The organism is Mycobacterium kyorinense, assembly GCF_001672775.1.
GTDB lineage: Bacteria > Actinomycetota > Actinomycetes > Mycobacteriales > Mycobacteriaceae > Mycobacterium > Mycobacterium kyorinense_A.
In genome coordinates this window covers 65,432-88,154 of sequence record NZ_LZKJ01000045.1, presented here as the reverse complement: position 1 = coordinate 88,154, position 22,723 = coordinate 65,432, and the positions used below count along the sequence as shown (strand labels likewise).

The following is a 22,723-nucleotide window of genomic DNA, read 5'->3' as shown; positions in this document are numbered from 1 at the left end:
AAAGCAAGACACCAAAAACTGGCATCAAAAACACCACACCCCCAACCACGGGACGGCCAAAGGGCATGGCAAAAAAAACAACAACAAACAAAAACCACCAAACACACTATTGAGTTCTCAAACAACACCACATCCCTGCGGCCGCGCAACAAACCCGCGACCATGGCCGCGAATTGATAGAGCGGACTAGGTGGAACGTCCTCGACAGTGGAGGTATTCCCCTGGGATGCCGCGTTGCGGGCTAGCCGCAGCGCGAACCCACAAGTTACGCGAGGGCAAACCGAGAGTCAAATCCCCTGCTAGTTCTCGGGTTTCGGCTCGCGCCGGTCATCGAACCCGCTCCACGCCAGCGATATTCCGCTTGCCGCGCCGCAGCACCAGCCACCGCCCATACAGGAAGTCGGGCGGCTGCGGAACCCAGGCCTCGTCGTCGACCTTGGTGTTGTTGACCGAGACACCGCCTTCGGCGATCGTGCGCCGCGCTGCGCCCTTGCTTGGACATAAGCCGGTGGCGACGAGCAACTCGACGATTCCGTCCGAAGCGCCGGGCTTCAGCTCCGCCACCAGAGTTTCGCGCAGCGCGGCCGTCAAGGTGTTCTCGTCGAGACGCGCCAGGTCCCCACGACCGAACAAGGCCCGGCTGGCATGTTCGACGGCATCAGCGGCTGCCTCGCCGTGCACCAGCGTGGTGAGTTCACGGGCCAATCGCCGTTGAGCCGCACGGTCCTGCGGCCGCGACTGGGTGGCCTCGGCGAGCTCGGCAACTTCCTGGGCTGTTAGGAACGTGAACCAGCGAAGGTAGCGGACGACGTCGGCGTCGGCGGTATTGACGAAGTACTGGTACCACGCGTACGGCGTCGTCATCTCCGGATCCAGCCACACGTTGCCGCCGCCGGTGGACTTGCCGAATTTCGTGCCGTCGGCAGTAGTCACCAACGGCACCGTCAGAGCATGCACGCTGGCGCTGCGCTTCTGACGCACCAGTCGCACGCCGGCGATGATGTTGCCCCACTGATCGGAACCACCGATCTGCAGCACGCAATGATGGCGTCGGTGCAGTTCGACGAAGTCGTTGGCCTGCAACAGCATGTAGCTGAACTCGGTGTAGGAGATCCCGTCGCCCTCCAGCCGTCGCCGAATAGTGTCGCGGTCGAGCATCACGTTGACCGAGAAGTGCTTACCGATATCGCGCAGTAGCTCGATCGCCGACATGGCGGTGGTCCACTCGACGTTGTTTTCGACGATCGCGCCCTTCGGTGAATCGTCGAAGTCAACGAAGCGTTCCAGTTGTCCGCGGATCCGGTCGGTCCATTCCACGACGATGTCGGTGGTGTTGAGCACCCGTTCACCGCTGTCCCGGGGGTCGCCGATCAGGCCGGTAGCTCCCCCCGCCAAGACGATGGGACGGTGCCCGGCCCGTTGGAACCGTCGTAGCGCCAGCAGCGGCACCAGGTGCCCGGCGTGCAGACTCGGCGCCGTCGGATCGAATCCGGCGTACAACGTGATCGGTCCCCGCGCTGCTTCGGCGGCCAGCGCATCCAGGTCGGTGGACTGGGCGATCAGCTCGCGCCAGCTCAACTCGTCCAGGATGGGCAATGACCGAGAAGGTTCGGGGGCCATGGGGTAGATCTTCCAGGATCGCGGCTAGTCGCTGGCCCCAGGGGCGGGTGCTCGTGGGCTGCGGCGGTACGCCGAAACTTCGGGTCGGCCCTGCAGCCACAGCCGCCAGGGCCGGTCGGCGGCCTTGCTGACGCCGACCCGGGGCCCGCTGACCGCGTCGAGGCCATCGTTGAGCCGCAGCGTCACCGGACTGTCGCCGTCGAACAAATCGAGCCCGTTGTCATCCATCGTGATGCCAAGCGCCGAACACAGGTTTCCCGGCCCCCGGGCCAGCGCCACGCTGCGCACGGCCTCGCCGCGGCGTGCCTGCGCCACGTCCAGGCCGTCGTCGACCACTGCCGCCCTGAGCAGCACGGCGGCGGCTGTCCCGTCCGGGCCGCACGCGACGTTGGCGCAGACGTGGATGCCATGACTGCGATAGGTGTAGAGCCGGCCGGCCGGCCCGAACATCACTGCGTTGCGGCCACTGATCCCGCGATAGGAATGCGCTGCGGCATCCGGCCACGGTCCGTCGGGAACTCCGCCGTACGCCTCGACCTCCACGATCGTCGCGCTGACATCGCGGCCCAGCAGAGTGGCGCCCAGCAGTCGGCGCGCGGCCGCGACGGGGTCGACAGTCAGTAGGTCAGCGCTCACCGAACAGATTCTGCCCAAGGGTTGACAGGCGGCTGGCAACGGCGGATATTCATCACATGATGACTTCATCAGCTGATGAATTATTCGCGGATGGCGCGGCCACGGCCGTCGACATCCGGCAGCTACGGGTCAACCGCGGCAAACACACAGCGCTGCAAGACTTTTCAGTGCAGATCGCCCGCGGCAGCATCACCGGGCTGCTGGGGCCCTCCGGGTGCGGCAAGACCACCCTGATGCGGTGCATCGTCGGCACCCAGATCGTGACGTCGGGCGCTGTGCGCGTGCTCGGGAAGCCGGCGGGATCCGGCCCGCTGCGCCGACGGGTCGGCTACATGCCCCAAGATCCCACCATCTACGACGACCTGCGGATCATCGACAACGTCCGCTACTTCGCGGCGCTGTACGGATTCGACCACCAGGCCGCCGATGCCGCCATCGAGCGAGTGGGGCTGACCAATCACCGCACCGCCTACTGCGGAAACCTTTCCGGCGGCCAGCGCACCCGGGTCTCACTGGCCTGCGCCTTGGTGTGCCGGCCGGAGCTGCTGGTCCTGGACGAGCCCACCGTTGGTCTGGATCCGGTGCTGCGGGCAGACCTGTGGGAGCAGTTCACCGACCTTGCCCGCTCCGGGACCACGCTGCTGGTCTCCAGCCATGTCATGGACGAAGCCGACCATTGCGGTGACCTGCTGCTGATGCGCGAAGGCCGGTTAGTCGCTCATACCACCCCGACCCAGTTACGAGAGGACACCGCATGCACGTCACTGGAGGACGCGTTTCTGTCCATCATCAGACGCAGCACCGCGCGCCAAGCCGGGTAGGAACGGCAGGTTTCCTGCAGGCGTATCGCGCCACCACGGCGCGGATCCTGCGACAATTGGTCGCCGACCGCCGCAGCGTCGCGATGATCCTGTTGGTGCCGGTGCTGGTCATCACGCTGATGTACTTCATGTTCGAAGACGCCCCGCATGCTCCGGGCGCTCCGACACCGTTCAACAACGCCTGCCTGATCCTGCTGGGCCTCTTCCCCCTCTTTTTGATGTTCATCATCACGTCGATCACGATGCAGCGCGAACGCGCCTCGGGAACGTTGGAGCGCATCCTGACGACGCCGCTGCGCCGCCTCGACCTACTGATCGCCTACGGGACCGCGTTCTCGGTTGCCGCTGCGATACAAGCCGTGTTGGCGTGCATCGTGTCGTTTTGGTTTCTCGGTTTCGATACCGCGGGCAATCCGGGATGGGTGTTCCTGATCGCGATTGTCAACGCGGTCTTGGGCGTCGGGCTCGGCCTGCTCTGTAGTGCGTTCGCCCGCACCGAGTTTCAGGCCGTGCAGTTCATACCGCTGGTGATGGTGCCGCAGCTGCTGCTGGCCGGCATCATCGTTCCCCGAGCGCTCATGGCGACATGGCTGGAGTGGATCAGCAATGTGATGCCGGCCAGTTATGCCCTGGAGGCACTGCAGCAAGTAGGAACGCACCCCGAGCTGACCGGTGTCGCGGTGCGAGACATTCTGGTCGTATTGGGTTTTGCGTTGGCAGCGCTCTGCCTGGCCGCCGCGACGTTGCGTCGCCGGACCGCGTAATCCATTGGCTACCAACGTGGGCCGAAGACGGCCCGGGCGTCCCCGAGGCGGTTCCGGCAATCGGGAGCGCATCTTGTCCAGTGCCCGGGAGCTGTTTGCCCGCAACGGCTTTGACAAGACGTCCATCCGTGCGGTGGCTGCAGCAGCCGAGGTGGATTCGGCGCTGGTACATCACTATTACGGGACCAAGGAGCAGCTGTTCACGGCCGCGATCGACCTGCCGTTCGACCCGCTGACGGTCATCGGCCCGCTGCGCGAAGCACCCGTCGAGCGACTCGGCTATCTGCTGCCGTCGCTGCTGTTGCCGCTGTGGGACTCCGAGCTGGGCAACGGCATGATCGCGACGGTGCGCTCGCTGCTGTCCGGCGCCGACATCGGGTTGGTGCGGTCGTTTCTGCGCGAAGTGATCATCGAAGAGATCGCCGCGCGGGTAGACGATCCGCCAGGGACCGGAATCATCCGGGCGGAGTTCGTGGCGTCGCAGGTCGCCGGTGTGCTGATGGCCCGCTACATCCTCGAGCTGCAGCCGTTCGCGTCGTTGCCCGCCGAGCAGATCGCCGAAACCATCGCGCCGAATCTGCAGCGTTATCTCACCGGGGATCTTCCTGAGCTGCCCGCGCCATGAGCCGGGCATGCTCGTCGTCGTCGACATCGGTTGCCTCGTCGATCAACAGCACCGGGATGTCGTCGTCAATCCGGTAAGCACGGCGCAGCCGCGGGTTGTAGAGCAGCTGGTCGATCAGCAGCAGCGGACCGCGATCGGCGGGGCAGACCAGAATGTCCAGCAACATCTGGTCGATCATTCGTGGGCACCGGCCAACTCGGTCCGCACCGCCCCGGTCAGCCGCCGGAACTCGTTGGAGCCCGAGTCGAAATACCAGGCGTGGCGCCCCGGTTTGGGTATGCCTGCTGCACGCAACGGGCTGACGGTCGGGCGGTAGCTGGCACTGAGCGTCATCTCGGGGACGACGTGCACGATATCGGGCCCGGGACCATCCATGGCCGCGATCGCCTCGGTCAAGTCCGCTGCCGTGATCGTCGATCCCGCTTGCAAAGTCACCGCCGACACGGCAACGAACTGGCCGCGCACCGGCACCCCGTACGTCACCGCGAGGTCAACCGCCGGGATGAGCCCGAGCGCATCGGTGATCGGCTCGCAGTAGACCATGCCGCGCGCAGTGCGAATCACCGATCCGCGGCGGCCCATCAACCAGTAGTCGCCGTCGGAGTCGCGCCGGAACAGATACTCGGTGGAGATCCAGGTGTCAGCCGGTGAGAAGACGCCACGCTTCACCGACGCGGTCGGGTCGATCGGTCCGCGCGGTTGTGCCAGCAGCACACCGACTTCCCCTGCGGCGGCGACCTGTACGAACCCCTCCTCGTTCTCCAGGATGAGGTCGTGCTCGGCGTCATAGAGGCCGAGTTCGACGTTGCCTGCGCCTGGCAGGGGCCGGCCCTTGCTGCCGATCTTGGCGCCGGACACGTTGGCCAGGACCGCCTGCCCGTCGGTGGTGGCGAAGAACTCGACGACGTGGGCGGGCGCGAATGCGTCGACGATGCGGCACCAGAGCCCGGTGGGCATGCCGGAACCGATGAACAGCCGCACCGGATGGTTGCCGTGCAGCACGAAACCCGGGTCGTCGATGACGTCGCGCAGCATGGCCCACGTGTAGGAAACCACGGTCACGCCGTATTGGCGCACCTCGGCGATGAACCGGTCCGGTTTCAGCCCGCGCGACAGGGCGATGCGGGCGCCGCCGACCACCGCTCCGCCCAAGCTCACCAGCAGTCCGGACTCGTGGTGCAGCGGTGTCAGGCAGTACACGGTGTCGCTGCGGCTGAGCGCGGCGGTCGAGGCGGTGCCGAACGCCGACAACGCCCAGCGGTAGTTGGTGATCTGCTTGGCGGCCAGTTCGCCACCGGCCGAACTGAATGCGATGAACGCCAGATCCCGCGCAAACCCCGGATTGGGCCGATACCAACCCGGCAACTCGACAGCGTCGGGATCGATCTGCTCCATGTCGATGACTCCGGCATCGTCGGGCAGATGCAGATCGCGCGCTTCACCTCCGCCGAGAACCAGGATCTGGCCGGGCAATTGCCGCGCGGTCTCCAAGTGGGTGGGATCGGTGATGATCTCGGTCACTCCCCCGATCCGGACCGCCGCGGCCAGATCGGTGTCGGGGTGCATCAGCACCGCGACCGCGCCCAGCCGGGACAACGCGGCGATCGCGACCAGCGCGCTGGGCCGGGTCTCCATCAGCACCCCGACGTGTTCGCCTTGGCGCACGCCGACTTCGATGAGGCCGCGCACGACATTGTCGATGCGGCGGTTCACCGCCTCGTAGGTGTGGACGCGTCCGTCGAAGAGCAGGAATTCACCCTGGGGCGCGTCGTGGGCCTGCTCGCCGATGATCCTGCCCAGCGAGATGCGGGTGTGGTCGTTGATCTGACCCAGCCGGGCCAGTCGGGGCAACGTCCGCACGGTTTCCACCGCCAGCGTGCGCACGGATTTGTTGGCCGCAATCACTGCATCGGCGGCACCGCGGGCGAGCGCCAGCGCCACTTCGGATGCCTCCCCGATGCTGTGGGCCACCCGGGAGCTGATGGCCACCCCGCTGTCGGTGCGCTCGGCCGGTTGGTCGGCCATCGGGACGATGCTGCCCGGCTTGGCGGAATGTCCCGAAATCCAGCGCACCCACTCGGCAACCGTCGGCCAGCTTTGTTCTGCGGCCTTGGATCCGACTACCAGCCCGAAGTGACCCGCTCGCAAGGTGTACTCGTATACCTCGGCATTGGGCGCCGCGCGCCGGATGCCGCGCACCGCGGGCGGTTGCCCGATGTCGTCGACCTCGCCGACGAAGGCCAGCACCGGACAGGTGATGTCGGTCAGGGTCACGAGTTGCCCGTTGATGGCGAAACCGCCGGTCATCATCCGGTTGTGCGCGATGAACTGCTTGAGCAGCTCGGAGACTGCGGGTCCCGACCAGGCGATCCAGCCCTCAGACTCCAAGAACCTGCGTTGTGCTTCGCGCGGCAGCAACGCCTCGCGATCGTGGAGCTGCCGGACGAAGTCCAGCCGGGCTTTAGCTGTCTTGAGCGGATCCATCAGCTGAAACCCCGTGCGGGCCAACCAACTTGGAATATCGAGCCGGTTGAAGACGTGATCGGCCATGAAGTTGGCGGTGACTTGGGCCAGATTCGGGGGAACACCCATCGGCAGCGCGGCCAGAGTGTCGACCGGGGACCCGAACGCCACGATGCTGGCGATGTTTTTCGACCGGCGATACGCCGCGGCCTGATAGCAGAACATCCCGCCTTGCGAATATCCGACCAGGTGCACGTCCTGCCCGGTGGCCTCTGCAGTCGTGTCGACAGCCTCGCTGAGCGCGACGATGTGGTCGGCGAGGTTGCGGCGCATGCCGCCCTCGACCTTGTCGGGCGAGCCGAAGTCGATGACCCAGGGGTCCAGGCCCGCAGCGTGCAGGATGCCTACCGCGCCCTCGGCCCTGGTGACGTCCCACATATTCGCCGACATCATCATCGGGTGCACCAGCAGCACCGGCGGACCCGCGGGCGGCTGCCCGGGCCGGTTGTCCGGCGGGAAGTACCGTCGGAGCTTGTACATCGGCACGCTCTCGACGACCTGGAAGGGCGACGGGACCGTCCCGGTCTCCAGACCGCCGAGTCGCAAGACCTCCAGGCCGTTCTGCGCCGTCGCCATCAGGCGCTCGACCGGTCGGGTGACCGGTCGCGTGACCGCTGAGAAATTCAAATCCACCGCTACTCCCGTGATTGCCTGCACATTCTGGCACATCACCAGGGCCGCGCCCGCAGCTTTGGGGCTGTTACAGCTAGTCTCGGGCCGGTGGCGCACCTGCTCGGAGCCGAGACCGTGCACCTGGAATATCCGACTCAGGTGGTCTTCGAGTCGCTGACTGTGGGAGTGAGCGACGGCGACCGGATCGGCATCGTGGGACGCAATGGGGACGGCAAATCCACCCTGCTGGCACTGCTGACCGGCCAGCTGCAACCAGACTCCGGCAGGGTCACTCAACGCAGCGGGCTGCGGATCGGTGCGCTAAGCCAGGCCGACACACTCGACCCGGCCGGCACCGTCGGCGCGACGCTGGTCGGTGACCGGCCCGACCACGAATGGGCAGGCAACGCCCGGATCCGCGACGTGGTCAGCGGCCTGATGTCCGACATCGATTGGGATGCAACGGTTGCCACACTCTCGGGCGGGCAGCGGCGACGGGTGCAACTGGCCGCGTTGCTGGTCGGCGAGTGGGATGTCATCGCGTTGGACGAGCCCACCAATCATCTTGACATCGAAGGCATCACCTGGTTGGCCGGCCATCTGCGGCAGCGCTGGGCCCGCAATACCGGCGGGCTGCTGCTGGTGACCCACGACCGTTGGTTTCTCGACGAGGTGGCCACCACGACGTGGGAAGTGCACGACGCAACGGTCGAGCCGTTCGACGGCGGCTACGCCGCCTATGTGCTGCAGCGCGTCGAGCGGGACCGTCGCGCCGCCGTCGCCGAGGCCAAGCGGCAGAACCTGATGCGCAAAGAGTTGGCCTGGCTGCGCCGCGGCGCGCCGGCGCGCACGTCGAAACCCAAATTTCGCATCGAGGCGGCCAACCAGTTGATCGCCGACGTGCCTCCGCTGCGCGAGACCGTCGAGCTGGCCAAGTTGGCAACCGCCCGGCTGGGCAAGGACGTGATCGATCTGCTCGACGTGTCGGTGTGCTTCGACGGGCGATCGGTGCTGCGCGACATCGAATGGCGGATCGGCCCCGGCGAACGCAGCGGCATCGTCGGCGCCAACGGCGCCGGAAAATCCACGTTGCTGGGGCTCATCGCCGGCACGGTTTTACCCACTGAGGGAAAGGTCAAGCGGGGCAAGACGGTTCAGCTGGGGATATTGGATCAGCAGGGTGACGCGCTGGCGCCGCGGGCGGACGAACGGGTTGCCGATGTGCTCGGCACGCTGCGCAGCGGCTATCAGGTCGATGGTCGCGAGGTCAGCCCGGCGCAGCTGTTGGAGCGGCTGGGATTCGGCCGTGACCAATTGTCCGCGCGGGTCGGTGAACTCTCCGGCGGGCAGCGCCGGCGGCTGCAGCTGATGCTCACGCTGCTGGCCGAGCCGAACGTGCTGCTGCTCGACGAACCCACCAACGACGTGGACACCGACATGCTGGCGGCCACCGAGGATCTGCTGGATTCCTGGCCGGGGACACTGATCGTCGTCTCCCATGACCGCTATCTGCTCGAGCGGGTCACCGATCAGCAGTATGCGATCCTGGATGGCCGGCTGCGGCATCTGCCCGGCGGCGTCGACGAATACCTGCGGCTGGCCAGCGCGGTGCAACGTCGCGCACCTGCCCCCCGAAAATCGGCGTCGGGCGCCGAATTACGCGCCCTGCAGAAGGAGATCGCGGCGATCGACCGCAGCCTCACGCGGCTGGCCGAGCGGATCGCCGCCAAACACGTCGAACTCGCCGAGCATGACCAGGCCGACCACGTCGGCCTGAGCCGGCTGACCCAGGATCTGCGCGGTCTGGAAGACGAGGTTGCTGCGATGGAGAGCCGCTGGCTGGAGTTGTCCGAGTTGGTGGAGGACAGTTAGAGGCGCTGCCTCAGCCGGTCGGCGGCATCGCGAACCGCGTCGAGTTGCTTGGCAACTTGGATCGGCGCCGTGCCACCGCGGGCGTCGCGCGAGGACACCGAACCCTCGATGGTGAGCACTTCGCGCACTTGTGGGGTCAATGCGGTGCTGATCGCGGCCAACTCGTCGTCGGTCAACGCTTCCAGCCCGACACCACGCTGCTCGGCGGCTCGTACCGCCGCACCCGCCGCCTCGTGCGCCACCCGGAACGGAACACCTTGGCGCACCAGCCATTCAGCGATATCGGTAGCCAATGTGTAGCCGGCCGGGGCCAACGCCGCCATCCGCTCGACATCGAATGTCAGGCTGCCCAGCAGGCCCGCCATTGCTGGAAGCAACAGTTCCAGCTGTGCCACCGAGTCGAACACCGGCTCCTTGTCCTCCTGCAGGTCACGGTTGTAGGCCAGTGGTTGCGCCTTCAGCGTTGCCAACAGCCCGGCCAGGTTGCCGATCAGCCGACCGGATTTTCCGCGGGCCAACTCGGCGATGTCGGGGTTCTTCTTTTGGGGCATGATCGAGCTGCCCGTCGACCATGAGTCGTGCAAGGTCACGTAACCGAATTCGGTTGAGCTCCAGATGATGATGTCCTCGGCCAGGCGCGACAGGTCGACGGCGATCATCGCGAACACGAATGCGGCCTCGGCAGCGAAATCCCTTGCGGCCGTGCCGTCGATGGAGTTGTCGGCGGCGGCGGCGAAGCCCAGTTCGTCGGCGATGGCGTCCGGATCGAGTCCTAGCGATGAGCCGGCCAATGCTCCCGAGCCGTACGGGGACACCGCGGTGCGCTTGTCGAGGTCGACGATCCGGTCTACGTCACGCAGCAACGGATGAGCGTGGGCGAGCAGATGGTGGGCCAGCAGGATCGGTTGGGCGGACTGGAGGTGTGTTTTGCCGGGCATGATCGCGGTTGGGTGCGCGCCCGCCTGGGCGGCCAGGGCGTCGACGACCTCGAGCGCGCCTGCGGCGACCCGGCGGGCGGCATCACGTAGCCACATCCGAAACAGCGTGGCCACCTGGTCGTTTCGCGATCGTCCGGCCCGCAGCCGGCCGCCCAGTTCCGGGCCGATCCGCTCGATCAGGCCGCGCTCCAGCGCGGCATGCACGTCCTCGTCGCTGGGCAGCGGGCCAAAGCTGCCGTCGGCCACGTCCTGCGCGAGGCTGTCCAGCCCGGCCAGCAGCCCGTCGCGCTGCTCGTCGGTGAGCAGGCCGGCCCGGGACAGCACCCGGGTGTGCGCCCGCGACGCGGCAAGGTCGTAGGGGGCCAGCGCCCAGTCGAAGTGAGTGGATCGGCTCAGCGCCGCCAGCGCGTCGGCTGGGCCGTCGGCAAACCGCCCGCCCCACAGCGATCCCTCGCGAGTGCTCATCGGATGGCCGCCTTTGGCGCGAGCGTGCGTAAACCCGGCGACACGCTCGGCGTGTCGCCCGGGGACACGCACGCTCGCGGGGAACGTGTCACCCCAGGTCCCGGCGGGCAGCGATCTTGGACGACAACCCGTGCACGTAGACGAATCCCTTCGCTTTGGACTGGTCGAAACTGTCGCCCTCGTCGTAGGTGGCCAGGTTGAAGTCATACAGGGACTGCGCGCTGCGTCGACCATTGACCGCAATGTGCCCGCCGTGCAGCACCATTCGAACCTCACCGGTCACGTGCTGCTGCGTCGTGGCGACAAAGCTCTCCAGCGCCGTCTTCAACGGCGAATACCACAATCCGTCGTAGACGAGTTCGGCCCAGCGCTGATCGGTTTGCCGCTTGAACCGCCCCAGCTCACGCTCGAGGGTGACGTGCTCGAGCTCGGTGTGCGCGGTGATGAGCACCATCGCGCCCGGGGCTTCATAGATTTCGCGGCTCTTGATTCCCACCAGCCGGTCCTCGACGACGTCGAGCCGCCCCACGCCCTGGGCACCCGCGCGGGTGTTGAGTTCTTCGATGGCCTGTAGCACCGACACCGGCTTGTCGTCGATGGACACCGGCACACCGCGTTCGAACCCAACGATGACCTCGTCGGGGGTGTTCCAGTTGAGCGTGGGATCTTCGGTGTAGTCGTAGACGTCTTTGGTGGGCGCGTTCCACAAGTGTTCGAGGAAGCCCGTTTCCACCGCCCGGCCCCAGACGTTCTGGTCGATGGAGAACGGCGATCGCTTGGTGACGTTGATCGGGATGGCGTTCTCCTCGGCGAACGCGATGGCCTTCTCTCGTGTCCAGGCGTAGTCACGCACCGGCGCCAATACCTCCAAATCCGGTGCCAACGAAGCGAACCCGACCTCGAAGCGCACCTGGTCGTTGCCTTTGCCGGTGCACCCGTGCGCGACGATGCTGCCGCCGTGCTCGCGTGCTGCCGTGACCAGGTGTTTGACGATCAGCGGCCGGCTGATCGCCGACACCAGCGGATAGCGGTCCATGTACAGCGCGTTCGACTGGATGGTGGGCAGACAGTAGCCCTCGGCGAACTCATCGCGGGCGTCGACGACGACCGCTTCCACCGCCCCACAGTCCAATGCGCGTTGGCGCACCACCTCCATGTCCTCGCCGCCCTGACCCAGGTCTATCGCGACCGCGACGACCTCCCGGCCGGTCTCCTTGCCGATCCAGCTGATCGCCACGGAGGTGTCCAAACCGCCGGAATACGCCAGGATGACGCGCTCGGACATGAACCAATCTCCTTATATCACTTGAGGTTTTCGATAACGGTGGCCAGCTCGGCGCCAGTCATCGGTTCGCGTGCGGCCACAAAGATCGTGTCGTCGCCGGCGATGGTGCCGACGACGTAGGGTAACGCTGCCCGGTCGATCGCGCTGGCCAGGTAGTCCGCCGCGCCGGGCGGGGTGCGCAGCACCGCGAGGTTTCCGGTGGCGTCGGTGGACACCAGCAGCTCGCTGAGCAGCCGCGACAGCCGCCCGGTGCCGCCGGATACCCCGCGCAGCGGGCTGCCGTCCTCGGGCACCATGTAGACGCCCACACCGCCGTCGGCGCCGCGCAGCTTCACCGCGCCGAGCTCTTCCAAGTCCCGCGACAACGTGGCCTGGGTGACCTCGATGCCCTCGGCGGCCAGCAGCCCGGCCAGCTCCCCTTGGCTGCGGACCGGGGCCGACGACAGGATCGCCACGATGCGGGCCTGCCGGCCGGCGCGGGTGACTTCAGCTGCCGCTTTCGACCGGGTCATCGCGACTGCTCCAGCAGCCACACCAGCAGCGCTTTCTGGGCATGCAACCGGTTTTCGGCCTCGTCCCACACCGCGCTGTGCGGTCCGTCCATCACCTCGTCGGTGATCTCCTCGCCGCGGTGCGCCGGAAGGCAATGCAGCACAACGACTTCGGGGTCGGCCCGGCTCACGAGGCCGGTGTTGACCTGGTATGGCCGGAACGGCTGCACCCGATCGAGCCCGTCGTCTTCCTGCCCCATCGATGTCCAGGTGTCGGTGACGAGCACATCGGCGCCCGTCGCTGCCGCGTCGGCGTCGGCGGTGACCGTCACCGACGCGCCGGTGGCCGCCGCACGCTCCTCGGCGGCGGTCAGTACCGTCTGATCGGGCGCGAACGCCGCAGGAGCGGCGATCGTGACCTGCATGCCCGCGGTGACGCCGCCAAGGATCAGCGAGTGGGCCATGTTGTTGGCGCCGTCGCCGAAGTAGGACAGCTTCAAGCCGCGCAGCGTGCCCTTTCGCTCGGCGATGGTCTGCAAATCGGCCAATACCTGGCAGGGATGGAACTGGTCGGAAAGCGCGTTGACGATCGGCACCGTCGCGGTCGCGGCCATCGCGGTCAGCCGGTCCTGCCCGAAGGTGCGCCACACGATCGCATCGACGTAGCGCGACAACACCTTTCCGGTGTCTTCCAGAGTCTCGTCGCGCCCCAACTGGGTGCTGCGGCCGTCGACGACGACGGCGTGCCCGCCCAGCTGCGCGATCCCCATCTCGAACGAGAACCGGGTACGGGTCGAGTTCTTGTCGAAGATGACCGCGACTCCCCGCGGCCCTTCCAGGGGCCGGCGGCTCAGCGGATCCTTCTTCAACTCGGCGGCCAGCTCGAGGACTTCGGTCTGTTCTTGCGGCGACAGGTCGTCGTCGCGCAGGAAATGCCGAGTCATGCGCTTCCCCCGACGCTGTCCAAGATGCCCGGCAACGCGGCGACGAAGGTGTCGAGTTGATGCTCGGTGATGATCAACGGCGGCGCCAACCGGATGACGTCGGATGCTGCGGCGTTCACCAGGAAGCCACCGGCGCGGGCGGCCACCTCGACGTTCTTGGCGCTGGGCGCTGTCAGCACGATTCCGCACAGCAGGCCACGGCCGCGGACGTGATCGATCAGCGGGTGGCCCAGTGATTCGATGCCGTGGCGCAACGATTTACCGAGCACGTCGGCGCGCCGCACCAGATCGTCGGCGGCCAGCACGCGCAGGACCGCCAGCGCCGCCGCCGCGCAGATCGGGTTGCCTCCGAAGGTGCTGCCGTGCAGACCCGGGGTCAGTAACTGTGCGGCCGGACCGACGGCCAGGCACGCTCCGATCGGCAGCCCGCCGCCGAGCCCCTTGGCCAGCGTCACGACATCGGGGATGATGCCGTCGCGCTGGTGGGCGAAAAATACGCCGGTGCGGCCCATCCCGGTCTGCACCTCGTCGAGCACAAGCAGTGCGCCGTGCTTGGTCGTAATGTCCCGGGCCGCAACGAGATAGCCGTCCGGTGGGACAACGACACCGCTCTCCCCCATGATCGGCTCCAAAAACACTGCGGCGGTTTCGTCGGTGACGGCGGCGGCCAGCGCGTCGGTGTCGCCGTACGGCACATGCGTCACGTCACCGGGCAGCGGCTCAAACGGCGCTCGCTTGGTCGGCTGGCCGGTCAGCGCCAGCGAGCCCATCGTGCGGCCGTGGAAGGCTTCTTGCGCGGCAACAAGTTTCGTGCGTCCGGTCAGCCGCGACAGCTTGAACGCCAGCTCGTTGGCTTCGGTACCGGAGTTGCAGAAGAAAACCCGAGCTTCGGCGCCCAACAATTCGACCAATGCCTCGGCCAGCGCGATACCGGGTTCGGCGGCATACAGGTTGGAAGTGTGGCCCAGCGTGGACATCTGCCGGGTGACGGCGTCGATGACGGCCGGATGGCGGTGCCCGAGGATGTTGACCGCGATCCCGCCGAGCAGATCCAGATAGGAGTTGCCGTCGACGTCGGTGACAACCGCGCCGTCGCCGCTGGCCAATGCGACCGGCGGGACGCCGTAGTTGTTCATCATCACCGCAGACCACCGCTGCTGCATGGTGTTTGTGCGCGAATCGGTCATGCGCTCACCACCTTGGTGCCGGTACCGGCATCAGTGAACAACTCCACCAACACGCAGTGCTCGACGCGGCCGTCGATGACGTGTGCGCTGGGCACGCCGCCGCCGACGGCGCGCAGGCAGGCTTCGACTTTCGGGATCATGCCGGCCTCCAGTGCGGGCAACAGTTGCCCCAGTGTTGCCGTGTCGATTTCGCTGACCAGCGAAGTGCGGTCGGGCCAGCGGGTGTAGAGCCCTTCGACGTCGGTGAGCATCAACAGTTTTTCGGCTCCCAGCGCTTCGGCCAGCGCCGCCGCGGCGGTGTCGGCGTTGATGTTGTGCACGACACCGTCGGCGTCCGGCGCCAGGGTCGACACTACTGGAATACGCCGGGCTGCAATGAGATCCAGCACCGCGGCGGTGTTGACGTGATCGACATTGCCGACCAGCCCGATATCGGTGGCCACGCCGTCGACGGTGACGCTGCGCCGCACCGCGGTGAACAGCTGCGCGTCCTCGCCGGTGATGCCGACCGCGTAGGGCCCGTGGGCGTTGATGAGGTTGACCAGTTCGCGACCCACCTGGCCGAACAGCACCATGCGCGCGACGTCGAGCACTTCGGGGGTGGTGACCCGGAAGCCGCCCTTGAAATCCCCCGGCACGCCGAGGCGCCGCAGCATGTCGCTGATCTGCGGGCCGCCGCCGTGCACGACGACGGGATGGATGCCGCAGTTCCGCAGAAATGCCATATCTGCGGCGAACGCATGCTTGAGCGTGTCGTCGGTCATCGCGTTGCCGCCGTATTTGATGACGACGATCTTGCCGTGCAGCTGCTTGAGCCACGGCAGGGCTTCGGCCAGCACCTGCGCTTTGACCTGGGTGGCGAGCTCGCTGGTCGTCATGACCGCCGCCGACGATGCAGAGCGAAGCGATGAGGAGGAGGGGCGCTCATGAGCTGTAGGCCGAATTCTCGTCGACGTAGCCGTGTGACAAGTCGGTGGTGCGGATGGTGGCGGTGGCATCGCCGGCACCGAGGTCGACGTCAAGAAAGATGTCGGCACCCGAGAGGTCCACCTCACGTGCGCCGGCCGTCCCGGCGCCGTCGGCGAAGACTGCCGAACCGTTGAACGACACCGTGATCCGGTTCGGGTCGATGGTGAACGGCGCCATGCCGACGGCGGCGAGCACCCGGCCCCAGTTCGGGTCGGAGCCGAACAGCGCCGTCTTGACCAGGCTGTCGCGGGCGATCAGCCGGGCGGCGCTGAGCGCGTCGTCGTCGGTCCTGGCACTGGCCACCGTCACGGTGATGCGCTTGGTTACGCCTTCTGCGTCGGCCTGCAGCTGGGCGCACAGGTCGTCGCAGACCCGCAGCACCGCATCGTCGAGATCGGCTTGGCTGGGCGCGATTTCGCTGGCGCCGGAGGCCAGCAGCAGCACGGTGTCATTGGTCGAGCAGGTGCCGTCGATGTCGAGACGGTCGAAGGTGATCGTAGTGGCGCGGCGCAGCGCTTGGTCGAGCGCTCCCGGCTCGACGACGGCGTCGGTGGTGAGCACACACAGCATGGTGGCCAGCGACGGGGCCAGCATGCCGGCGCCCTTGGCCATCCCGCCGACGGTCCAGTTGTCGTTATGATGCAGTGCCACCTGTTTGGGCACGGTGTCGGTGGTCATGATGGCGCGGGCGGCTTCGTCGCCGCCGGTCAGTCCGCCGGCCAGCTCGTGCACGATCTCGGTGACGCCGGTGAGCACCTTGTCCATCGGCAGCCGGTCGCCGATCAGCCCGGTGGAACAGACCGCGACCTCGACGGCCCCGGTTTCGGTGCCCCAGTCCGACAATGCGGCCGCGACGGCCTCGGCGGTGGCGTGGGTGTCTTGAAAGCCGGCCGGTCCGGTGCAGGCGTTGGCCCCGCCGGAGTTGAGGATCACCGCACGCAGTCGGCCGGTCGTCAGCACTTGCTGGGTCCACAGCACCGGCGCGGCTTTGACTTGATTGCGGGTAACCACGCCGGCCGCTGCGTAGTCGGGGCCCTCGTTGAATACCAGCGCCAGGTCGGGGGCGCCGGATGCCTTGATGCCGGCGGCAATTCCGGTGGCGCGGAAGCCAGCCGGGGCGGTCACTCCCTGGGCGCGCACCAGCCGCAGGGCGCCGGTCACGTCGTCGCCGGTGCGGGTCATGGCGCCACCCCGACCACCGGAAGTCCTTCTGACTCAGGCCAACCCAATGCCAGGTTCATCGACTGCACCGCGGCGCCGCCGGTACCTTTGACCAGGTTGTCGATCGCGGCGATCGCAATGAACGTCCCGGCGTCCTCGTCCACCGCGACCGCGATGTGTGCCGCGTTGCTGCCGATCACCGCGCCGGTGCGCGGCAGCTGCCCTTCGGGTAGCAGGAAGACGAAAGGCTCGGCATCGTAGGCCTTTTCATAGGCGGCGCGTAACTCCGACACCGGCGCACGGGTGGGTGCGGTGCAGGTGGCCAGGATGCCCCGCGAGGTCGGGATGAGTACCGGCGTGAACGACACGGTGACGTCGCGGTCAGTCACCAACTTCAGGCCCTGCGCGATCTCTGGTGTATGCCGATGCGCTCCGGCGATGTTGTAGGCCCGCGCCGAACCGATGACCTCCGACCCGAGCAGGTCGGTCTTGGCGGCCCGCCCGGCACCGGAGGTGCCGCTGACGGCGACCACGGTCACCGCGGGGTCGACGAGGTCCTCGGCCACCGCGGGCAACAGCGCCAGCAATGCAGCCGTCGGATAGCAGCCGGGTACCGCGATCCGGCGGGTTGCCCGCAGTTGGTCACGCGCCCCGGGCAACTCGGGCAGTCCGTACGGCCAGCTGCCGGCATGCGTGGACCCGTAGAACCGCTGCCAGGCGTCGGCGTCGGTGAGCCGAAAATCCGCGCCGCAGTCCACCAGTAGCGTGTTGGCGTCGAGTTGTTCGGCCAGCGCGGCCGAATGTCCGTGCGGCAGCGCCAGGAACACCACATCGTGGCCGCCCAGTGTCTCCGGCTCGGTCGGTTCCAGGACCCGCTGCGCCAGGGGCATCAGGTGCGGATGGTGTTCGGCCAGCGTGCTGCCCGCGCTGGCTGCGGCGGTGAGTGCGCCAATCGTCAGCCGGCCATCGGCATAGGCTGGGTGCCCGAGCAGCAGCCGCAGGATCTCCCCGCCTGCGTAGCCGCTAGCGCCGGCTACCGCCACCCGGATAGTCATGCCAGGCATCCTTGCATGACTATGCATCACCATGCAAATTCATTCCTCCCGTGTCCGCGAGCGTGCGCAACACACGTGATTTCGGCGGCGTGTCGGCCGGGAACACGCACGCTCGCGGCAGAAGGAATGGGCGCTCAACCCCGCAGCACCGCGCCGACCCGGTCGGCGGCGCAGCGTACTGCGGCATCGCGCGCGGCGCTGGCTTCGTCCTCGGTCAGCGTGCGGTCTTGCGCACGGAACCGCAGTGCGAAGGTCAGCGACTTGCGGGCTTCGCCGAGTTGCGGGCCGGTGTAGACATCGAACAGCCGGATGTCCTCCAACAGCTCACCTGCGCCGTCGCGCACCGCATCCATCACCACCTGGGCGGCGACGTCGGCGTCGACCACCAGGCTGACATCCTGGAACACCGCCGGGAACGGCGATACCCGCGGCGCCGGCAGCGCCTCGACGATCGGCATCGCGTCGAGGTTCAGCTCAACCGCGCAGGTGCCCTTCGGCAGGCCCGACCGCTCGATCACCGCCGGGTGCAGCTGGCCGGCGTGGCCGATGACGGTCTCGCCGACCAGTACCTCGGCGCAGCGGCCCGGATGCCACGGCAGATACCGGGCGGTCCGAAACGCCACGTCGACCCCGCTGGCGCGGGCGATCACCCGGACCGCTTCGAATGCGTCGGCAGCCTCCACCGGCCGGCCGGCTCCCCAGGGTCCGCGCGGCTCCGCCAGCCCGGTCAGTACCGCGGCGACGTGCTGCGGCTGGCGCGGCAGCGACGCGTCCAGCGCAGCGATCTCGGCGTCGGTGGGGCGGCGATCCACCGGGATGCGCTCGACGTCGCGGGGCGGCCCGGCCGGCTGGACCACCTGCGCGATGGCGTAGAGCGCGACATCGGCGATGCCCCGAGACACATTGCGCACCAAGGCTTCCAGCAGCCCCGGCAGCAACGTGGTGGCCAGGTGCGGCCGGTCGGCTTCCAGCGGGTTGAGCACCCGGGTGGTGATACGCCGTGGGTCATCGGCGGGTAGACCCCAGGCGTCGAACACCGCTGCGGACAGAAATGGCGTCGGAAGGATTTCGACGTAGCCCGACAGCGCCAGCGACGTGCCGACCGCACGGCGCCGCTTCTGGGTGGCGGTGAGGCCGCGGCCGGCCGGCGCCGCTGGCAGTATCGACGGGATTGGCTCCAGGCCCTCCAGCCGGAGGACCTCTTCAACCAGGTCGGCGGGTTGCAGCAGGTCGGGTCGCCAACTCGGCGGCGTCACGGTCAGGACGTCGCCGTCGCCGGTCACCGTGGCACCGATCTGCCTGAGGCGTCGGGCGGTGGTGCCGCCCGGGTATCGAACCCCTGCGGTGCGGTCCGCCAGATCTGCGGCAATGCGGATCGGCGGCAGCCGCCAGTCCTCGACCGGGGGGTCGCCGCGCCAGTCGGTCAGCGTCGGAACCACCTCGCCGCCGGCGATCTCGGCGAGCAGCATCGCGCAGCGGTCCAGCGCGGCCACCGAGATCGCGGGGTCGACGGCACGCTCGTAGCGGCGGGCGGCCTCGCTGGGCAGATGCAGCCGCCGTTGGGTGCGTGAGACGGCCGCCGGATCCCAGACCGCGGCCTCGAGCAGCACGTCGGTCGAGTCGTCGCGCATCTCGGTGCTGCCCGATCCCATCACGCCGCCGATGGCCGCGGTCGCGACCTCGTCGACGATGAGCACGTCAGCCGGCTCGAGTCGCCGTTCGACGTCGTCCAAGGTGGTCACGGCCTCACCCGGGCGGGCGAATCGCACGTCGAAGCCGCCGGTGACCCGCTTGCGGTCATGGGCGTGCATCGGATGGCCCAGTTCGAGCATCACGTAATTGGTGGCGTCCACGGCCGGCGAGATCGCGCGGATACCGCAGAGCAGCAGACGCCGCTGCAGCCACCACGGCGACACCGCGGCGGGATCGATGCCGGTCACCGGCCGCAACGCGAAGCGTCGAACCCCGGTCTCCGGCTGCACTGTCAGCGGCCACGCCTCGCCCTGGACCGGCAACGGCGCCACGTCGGCCGGGTCGACGAATTCGAGGTCGTAGGCGCAGGCGATTTCGCGGGCCAGGCCGCGCACCGACATGCAGTAGCCGCGGTCCGGAGTGATGGCCAAATGGAAGACGACGTCGTCGAGACCAAGGACTGCAGCGCCGTCGGCTCCGGGCTCGGCGGTGCCCGGCGGCAGCACCAGGATGCCGGAATGTTCGGCGGCCAAGCCCAATTCGGCGGCCGAGCAGATCATTCCGTCAGAGGTCCGGCCATAGGTCTTGCGCGCAGTGATCGTGAAGTCGCCGGGCAACACAGTACCGGGTAGCGCCACGACCACCAGGTCCCCAGCCGCGAAATTCGTGGCGCCGCAGACGATTTCGCGAGGCTGACTCTCCCCCACGTCGACCCGGCAAGCGCGGATCGGCTTTTTGAATTCGGTGAGCTCTTCGATGTCGGCCACGCGCCCGACCGTCAACGGTCCGCTGACCGGGCCGAGCGAAATCACCTCCTCGACCTCGTGGCCGATGCGGACCAGCGTCTCCTCGAGCTCGCCGGGCGATACATCCCAATCCGGGGCTCCGACGGCGACAACGTCGCGCAGCCAGCTGTACGGGACGCGCATCAGGCGCCGACCCCGAATGGCAGCGAGAACCGCACATCGCCCTCGACCATGTCGCGCATGTCGGGGATGCCGTTGCGGAACTGCAGTGTGCGCTCCAGCCCCATGCCGAATGCGAAGCCGGTATACACCTCGGCGTCAATACCGGCGGCGCGCAAGACATTTGGGTTCACCATGCCGCAGCCGCCCCACTCCACCCAGCCAGGGCCGCCCTTCTTGCCGGCGAACCACACGTCGACCTCCGCCGACGGCTCGGTGAAGGGAAAGAAGTGCGGGCGGATCCGGATGCGGGCGGACGGGCCGAACTCGGCCCGGGCGAACGCGTCCAGCGTCCCGCGCAGGTGGGCCATCGACAGGCCTCGATCCACCGCGAGGCCCTCCACCTGATGGAACACCGGTGTATGCGTGGCATCGAGTTCGTCGGTGCGGAAGGTGCGGCCGATCGAGATGACGTACACCGGCAGCTCACGCTGCAGCAGCGTGCGCACCTGGACCGGCGAGGTATGGGTGCGCAGCAACTGCCGCGAACCCTCCGGGGCGATGTAGAAGGTGTCCTGTTCGCTGCGCGCGGGATGATCCGCCGGAAAGTTCAGCGCGTCGAAGTTGAACTGCTCGGTCTCGACTTCCGGCCCGTCGGCCAACTCCCACCCCATGGCGATGAAGGTGTCGGCGATGTGTTCGGCCAAAATCGTGATGGGATGGCGGGCCCCGGTGGGCTGGCGGGTCGAGGGCAGCGTCACGTCGATTTGCTCGGCGACCAGCACGGCCGCATCGCGTTCGGCGCGCAGTTCTGTCAGTCGCTCTTCGAACCTGGCCTGGGCCTCGCCCCGTGCGCTGTTGACACGCCGGCCGGCGTCAGCGCGATCGGCTTTAGGGAGACCGGCCAGCGCCTGCCGGGCCACCGCCAATGCCGAACGGTCGCCTAGGTGCTCGGTCTTGGCATGTGCGAGCGCGTCGAGATCGGTTGCCGCGGCGAAGGCCCGCCGTGCCGCGTTGACGGCTTGGCTCAACGCCTCCGGCGATAAGTCGACGGGCTGGGCACCCACGCGGCGACACTCTCCTTGGCTGGCGGTTCGCGGCACGAGTGTGACGCAAGTGCAAATCTTAGGTGATTGGACTCGTCCGCCTCTTCGGCTGTTCGGTACCGCTACTGCAATCGAGCAGGATGCCTCAGCGATCCTGACTTCATCAAAAGGTCGGATCGAGGCGATGTGCGCTGGCCCACTCGCTCCCAGGCGGGCAAACCTCGGAGGTGTCCATGGACGGTTTCGCAGGGAAGGTTGCCGCTGTGACTGGCGCGGGTTCGGGCATTGGGCAGGCGCTCGCCGTCGAGCTTGCCCGCTCAGGCGCCAAGTTGGCGATCAGCGACATCGATACGGACGGACTCGCCCGGACCGCGGCGCTGGTACGGGGAATCGGTGCGCCGGTGCGGTCTGACCGGCTTGATGTCACGGCGCGCGAGTCATTCCTGGCGTACGCCGACACGATTAGCGACTACTTCGGCACGGTCAATCAGATCTACAACATCGCCGGAATCGCCTTCCTCGGAGACATCGAGATCAGCCAGTTCAAGGACATCGAACGGGTGATGGACGTCGACTACTGGAGCGTCGTCAACGGCACCAAGGCATTCCTTCCGCACCTCATCGCGTCCGGTGACGGCCACGTCATCAACATGTCGAGCATGTTTGGTCTAGTTGGGGTGCCAGGTCAGGCCGCGTACAACTCGGCCAAGTTTGCGGTCCGCGGCTTCACCGAAGCGCTGCGCCAAGAAATGATCCTCGCGCACCACCCCGTCGCGGTCACGGCTGTGCACCCGGGATACGTCAAGACCGCTATTGCGCGCAACGCAGACGCCGCTGACGGTGTCGATATGACCAAAGCCATTCACATGTTCGACAAGCTCGCTGTCACCAGCCCTAGCCGCGCCGCTCGCATCATCGTGAAAGCGGTGGGCAAGCGTAAAGCGCGCATCCTGGTGGGCCCGGACGCCAGAGCTTTCGACGTGATCGTCCGAATTGCGCCGTCCAGTTACCAGCGGTTACTGATGCCGATGACGGCACGCTTCCAATAGAGAGCCCCGGCCTGCCGCGACCGGGGGTCCAGCCGAAATGCTCAGCTGCCTAAGCCTGCGGGG

Annotated in this window: 19 protein-coding genes; 5 read left to right on the top strand and 14 right to left on the bottom strand. The window is 67.4% G+C overall.

Going from position 1 to position 22,723, the window contains the following annotated elements:
* Positions 1-327 precede the first annotated feature (327 nt).
* Together tyrS and A5707_RS03880 are read right to left on the bottom strand one after the other, a co-directional pair.
* Positions 328-1,620: a tyrosine--tRNA ligase gene (gene tyrS, locus A5707_RS03885; protein ID WP_065013190.1), complete on the bottom strand. Its 1,293-nt coding sequence runs from the start codon at positions 1,618-1,620 to the stop codon at positions 328-330.
* Between the two features lie 24 nt (positions 1,621-1,644).
* A complete protein-coding gene (locus tag A5707_RS03880; RefSeq protein WP_065013189.1) occupies positions 1,645-2,256 on the bottom strand; it encodes a DNA-3-methyladenine glycosylase in 612 nt (203 codons plus the stop codon).
* 56 nt (positions 2,257-2,312) lie between these two features.
* On the opposite strand from A5707_RS03880, the gene A5707_RS03875 reads away from it, so the two are divergent.
* The 3 genes from A5707_RS03875 to A5707_RS03865 are packed head-to-tail and all read left to right on the top strand — an operon-like array spanning position 2,313 to position 4,466.
* Positions 2,313-3,077 carry an ABC transporter ATP-binding protein gene (locus tag A5707_RS03875; RefSeq protein WP_065013188.1) on the top strand — a complete coding sequence of 255 codons (765 nt, stop codon included), beginning with the start codon at positions 2,313-2,315 and terminating at the stop codon, positions 3,075-3,077.
* A 14-nt stretch (positions 3,078-3,091) separates the two neighbouring features.
* Positions 3,092-3,841 (top strand): ABC transporter permease, encoded by a 750-nt coding sequence (locus A5707_RS03870; protein WP_232000619.1) that lies wholly within the window; start codon positions 3,092-3,094, stop codon positions 3,839-3,841.
* 4 nt (positions 3,842-3,845) lie between these two features.
* Positions 3,846-4,466, top strand: coding sequence for a TetR/AcrR family transcriptional regulator (locus A5707_RS03865; RefSeq protein ID WP_065013187.1), 621 nt, complete (start codon positions 3,846-3,848; stop codon positions 4,464-4,466).
* On the opposite strand, the gene A5707_RS03860 is transcribed toward A5707_RS03865, so the two are convergent.
* Together A5707_RS03860 and A5707_RS03855 are read right to left on the bottom strand one after the other, a co-directional pair.
* Entirely contained in the window at positions 4,432-4,644 is a 213-nt protein-coding gene (locus tag A5707_RS03860; protein WP_065013186.1) for a Trm112 family protein, read from the bottom strand. The two genes, A5707_RS03865 and A5707_RS03860, sit on opposite strands and share 35 nt — an antisense overlap.
* On the bottom strand, positions 4,641-7,658 hold the full coding sequence (locus A5707_RS03855) for an acyl-CoA synthetase (protein WP_156657536.1): 3,018 nt from the start codon (positions 7,656-7,658) through the stop codon (positions 4,641-4,643). Before A5707_RS03855 ends, A5707_RS03860 begins: the two co-directional genes overlap by 4 nt.
* Before the next feature lie 51 nt (positions 7,659-7,709).
* Here A5707_RS03855 and A5707_RS03850 point away from each other — a divergent pair, with 51 nt between their 5' ends.
* Positions 7,710-9,473 carry an ABC-F family ATP-binding cassette domain-containing protein gene (locus A5707_RS03850; protein ID WP_065013184.1) on the top strand — a complete coding sequence of 588 codons (1,764 nt, stop codon included), beginning with the start codon at positions 7,710-7,712 and terminating at the stop codon, positions 9,471-9,473.
* Here A5707_RS03850 and argH read toward each other — a convergent pair.
* The 10 genes from argH to pheS form a co-directional block, all read right to left on the bottom strand.
* Positions 9,470-10,876, bottom strand: a complete 1,407-nt coding sequence (argH, locus tag A5707_RS03845; protein ID WP_065013183.1) for an argininosuccinate lyase — start codon at positions 10,874-10,876, stop codon at positions 9,470-9,472. The genes A5707_RS03850 and argH overlap by 4 nt on opposite strands.
* A gap of 88 nt (positions 10,877-10,964) precedes the next feature.
* Complete coding sequence (locus A5707_RS03840) at positions 10,965-12,161, bottom strand: argininosuccinate synthase (RefSeq protein ID WP_065013182.1); 1,197 nt, start codon at positions 12,159-12,161, stop codon at positions 10,965-10,967.
* Between the two features lie 17 nt (positions 12,162-12,178).
* A complete protein-coding gene (locus tag A5707_RS03835) occupies positions 12,179-12,673 on the bottom strand; it encodes an arginine repressor (protein WP_065013181.1) in 495 nt (164 codons plus the stop codon).
* Complete coding sequence (gene argF, locus A5707_RS03830; protein ID WP_065013180.1) at positions 12,670-13,596, bottom strand: ornithine carbamoyltransferase; 927 nt, start codon at positions 13,594-13,596, stop codon at positions 12,670-12,672. The genes A5707_RS03835 and argF overlap by 4 nt, the downstream gene beginning before the upstream one ends.
* The gene (locus A5707_RS03825) at positions 13,593-14,783 is read right to left on the bottom strand and encodes an acetylornithine transaminase (protein WP_065013179.1); all 1,191 of its coding nucleotides are present in this window, start codon (positions 14,781-14,783) and stop codon (positions 13,593-13,595) included. The genes argF and A5707_RS03825 overlap by 4 nt, the downstream gene beginning before the upstream one ends.
* Positions 14,780-15,661 (bottom strand): acetylglutamate kinase, encoded by an 882-nt coding sequence (gene argB / locus A5707_RS03820; RefSeq protein ID WP_065013178.1) that lies wholly within the window; start codon positions 15,659-15,661, stop codon positions 14,780-14,782. Before argB ends, A5707_RS03825 begins: the two co-directional genes overlap by 4 nt.
* 46 nt (positions 15,662-15,707) lie before the next feature.
* The gene (gene argJ, locus A5707_RS03815) at positions 15,708-16,934 is read right to left on the bottom strand and encodes a bifunctional glutamate N-acetyltransferase/amino-acid acetyltransferase ArgJ (protein ID WP_065013177.1); all 1,227 of its coding nucleotides are present in this window, start codon (positions 16,932-16,934) and stop codon (positions 15,708-15,710) included.
* On the bottom strand, positions 16,931-17,977 hold the full coding sequence (gene argC, locus A5707_RS03810) for an N-acetyl-gamma-glutamyl-phosphate reductase (protein WP_065013176.1): 1,047 nt from the start codon (positions 17,975-17,977) through the stop codon (positions 16,931-16,933). The genes argJ and argC overlap by 4 nt, the downstream gene beginning before the upstream one ends.
* 125 nt (positions 17,978-18,102) lie before the next feature.
* Positions 18,103-20,589: a phenylalanine--tRNA ligase subunit beta gene (gene pheT / locus A5707_RS03805; RefSeq protein WP_065013175.1), complete on the bottom strand. Its 2,487-nt coding sequence runs from the start codon at positions 20,587-20,589 to the stop codon at positions 18,103-18,105.
* Positions 20,589-21,632: a phenylalanine--tRNA ligase subunit alpha gene (gene pheS, locus A5707_RS03800; protein ID WP_065013174.1), complete on the bottom strand. Its 1,044-nt coding sequence runs from the start codon at positions 21,630-21,632 to the stop codon at positions 20,589-20,591. Before pheS ends, pheT begins: the two co-directional genes overlap by 1 nt.
* A gap of 212 nt (positions 21,633-21,844) precedes the next feature.
* On the opposite strand from pheS, the gene A5707_RS03795 reads away from it, so the two are divergent.
* On the top strand, positions 21,845-22,660 hold the full coding sequence (locus A5707_RS03795; protein WP_065013173.1) for an SDR family NAD(P)-dependent oxidoreductase: 816 nt from the start codon (positions 21,845-21,847) through the stop codon (positions 22,658-22,660).
* The last annotated feature ends 63 nt before the right edge of the window (positions 22,661-22,723 follow it).

What these genes read in the sequence shown, in the direction of transcription:
- A5707_RS03795 (WP_065013173.1), top strand. Translation starts at nt 21,845, where the DNA reads ATGGACGGTTTCGCAGGGAAGGTTGCCGCTGTGACTGGCGCGGGTTCG.
- A5707_RS03875 (WP_065013188.1), top strand. Translation starts at nt 2,313, where the DNA reads ATGATGACTTCATCAGCTGATGAATTATTCGCGGATGGCGCGGCCACG.
- tyrS (WP_065013190.1), bottom strand. Translation starts at nt 1,620, where the DNA reads ATGGCCCCCGAACCTTCTCGGTCATTGCCCATCCTGGACGAGTTGAGC.
- A5707_RS03860 (WP_065013186.1), bottom strand. Translation starts at nt 4,644, where the DNA reads ATGATCGACCAGATGTTGCTGGACATTCTGGTCTGCCCCGCCGATCGC.
- A5707_RS03855 (WP_156657536.1), bottom strand. Translation starts at nt 7,658, where the DNA reads ATGTGCCAGAATGTGCAGGCAATCACGGGAGTAGCGGTGGATTTGAAT.
- argF (WP_065013180.1), bottom strand. Translation starts at nt 13,596, where the DNA reads ATGACTCGGCATTTCCTGCGCGACGACGACCTGTCGCCGCAAGAACAG.
- A5707_RS03840 (WP_065013182.1), bottom strand. Translation starts at nt 12,161, where the DNA reads ATGTCCGAGCGCGTCATCCTGGCGTATTCCGGCGGTTTGGACACCTCC.
- argJ (WP_065013177.1), bottom strand. Translation starts at nt 16,934, where the DNA reads ATGACCCGCACCGGCGACGACGTGACCGGCGCCCTGCGGCTGGTGCGC.
- argH (WP_065013183.1), bottom strand. Translation starts at nt 10,876, where the DNA reads ATGAGCACTCGCGAGGGATCGCTGTGGGGCGGGCGGTTTGCCGACGGC.
- argC (WP_065013176.1), bottom strand. Translation starts at nt 17,977, where the DNA reads ATGCCTGGCATGACTATCCGGGTGGCGGTAGCCGGCGCTAGCGGCTAC.
- A5707_RS03835 (WP_065013181.1), bottom strand. Translation starts at nt 12,673, where the DNA reads ATGACCCGGTCGAAAGCGGCAGCTGAAGTCACCCGCGCCGGCCGGCAG.
- argB (WP_065013178.1), bottom strand. Translation starts at nt 15,661, where the DNA reads ATGACGACCAGCGAGCTCGCCACCCAGGTCAAAGCGCAGGTGCTGGCC.
- pheT (WP_065013175.1), bottom strand. Translation starts at nt 20,589, where the DNA reads ATGCGCGTCCCGTACAGCTGGCTGCGCGACGTTGTCGCCGTCGGAGCC.
- A5707_RS03825 (WP_065013179.1), bottom strand. Translation starts at nt 14,783, where the DNA reads ATGACCGATTCGCGCACAAACACCATGCAGCAGCGGTGGTCTGCGGTG.